Source organism: Mesorhizobium sp. M7D.F.Ca.US.004.03.1.1 (assembly GCF_003998635.1).
Classification (GTDB): domain Bacteria; phylum Pseudomonadota; class Alphaproteobacteria; order Rhizobiales; family Rhizobiaceae; genus Mesorhizobium; species Mesorhizobium loti.
This window is the reverse complement of the sequence record NZ_RZQG01001149.1, coordinates 1-1660: the sequence shown is the minus strand read 5'-3', so window position 1 is coordinate 1660 and position 1660 is coordinate 1. Positions and strand designations below refer to the sequence as shown.

Below are 1660 nucleotides of genomic sequence, written 5' to 3'. Positions count from 1 at the left end.
GATCATCGACGCCTGCTTCGACGTGGCGACACGGCTGTTCGGCGTCACCTTCGAGGAGAAAAAAGGCATCGCGGCCTGGCACCCCGACGCGCGTGTGTTCGTGGTGAAGAATGCCGACGGCAGCGAGCGCGGCCTGTTCCTCGCCGACTATTTCGCGCGGCCATCAAAGCGCTCCGGTGCCTGGATGAGCGCGCTGCAGTCCGGCTATAGGCTCGGCCACGGCTCGAAACCGGTGATCTACAACATCATGAACTTCGCCAAGCCGCCGGTTGGCGAGCCGGCTCTGCTCTCGGTCGACGAGGCGAAGACGCTGTTCCACGAGTTCGGCCATGCTTTGCACGGCATGCTGACCGACGTCACCTGGCCGTCGGTCGCGGGCACCTCGGTCAGCCGCGATTTCGTCGAACTGCCCTCGCAGCTCTACGAGCATTGGCTGACGGTGCCGGCGGTGCTGGAAAAGCACGCTTTGCACGTGAAGACCGGCAAGCCGATGCCGAAGGCGCTGCTCGACAAGATGCTGGCGGCGCGCACGTTCGGCGCCGGCTTCGCCACGGTCGAATTCACCGCCTCGGCGCTGATCGACATGGCCTATCACGCCCGACCGGATGCACCGGAAGCGCCGCTTCGTTTCGAAGCCGAAACGCTTGCGACGCTGCACATGCCTGACACCATCGCCATGCGCCACCGCACCCCGCATTTCGGCCATGTCTTTTCCGGCGACGGCTATTCGGCCGGCTATTACTCGTACATGTGGTCGGAAGTGCTCGACGCCGATGCCTTCGCCGCCTTTGAGGAGACCGGCGACCCCTTCAACCCGGCGCTCGCCGAGCGGTTGCGCAAGAACATCTACGCCGCCGGCGGCTCGAAGGACCCGGAAGAGCTCTACACGGCTTTCCGTGGCAAGATGCCTTCGCCCGAAGCGATGATGGCCAAGCGCGGACTGGTATAGCGCTGCACACTCTCCCCCCTCGAGGGGGAGATGGCCGCGAAGCGGCCAGAGGAGGTCGGTCCGACCGGACTCGGCCTCCTGCGACAGAAGAAAGTTGGCACTCCACGAAAGACGACCCCCTCTGTCGCCTTCGGCGACATCTCCCCCTCAAGGGGGGAGAATGCCAGCGTCACTCTTCCAAGGATCAGCCACCCGCGGCCAGATCGGCCGCGTAAGCTTGGTGTAGTTGGTCACCGCCGGATTGCTTGGATACGAACTCGGCGCCGAGACATAGATGATCTCGGCGGCGATCGGCTCGAAGCCGGCGTAGAAATGATTGGTCGACTTGATCAGCAGCATGTCCTTGGCCAGTGGGTCAACGCCGATATTGGAAAAGATATCCGGCTCGAAGGTCTGCGTGCGATTGGTGTTGAGGATGATGTCGACCTCGGTGCCTTCGAGGCGGACCAGCGCCGTCGGCCCCAGCGTCACCCGGCTTGGCCCGAAACTTTGCCAACCCTCCGCAACCGCCTTCAGCACGCGCACGCGCGCGTCGATCGGCTCGCCGGCCTGCGGCCCGGCCTTGCCGCCGAAGCGCAGGTCGATGACCGCGCCCTCGCCCGCCGCCAGGCAGAAGGTGACCGCGATCGGATCCCAGATCGTCGCCACACCGAATTTGTCCAGGCCACGCGCCAGCATCTGGCGCAGCACGAAGGTGCCGTCGCCCGGCAC

At 64.9% G+C, this 1660-nt stretch carries 2 protein-coding genes; one reads left to right on the top strand and one right to left on the bottom strand.

Annotation, left to right across the window (positions count from 1 at the left end):
- A partial coding sequence (locus EN935_RS34955) for a M3 family metallopeptidase (RefSeq protein ID WP_245489130.1) occupies positions 1-949 on the top strand: 949 nt, incomplete at its 5' end.
- A 147-nt stretch (positions 950-1096) separates the two neighbouring features.
- Here EN935_RS34955 and EN935_RS34950 read toward each other — a convergent pair.
- Positions 1097-1660, bottom strand: a 564-nt coding sequence (locus EN935_RS34950) for an MlrC C-terminal domain-containing protein (protein WP_164771642.1), incomplete at its 5' end; no start/stop codon positions are given.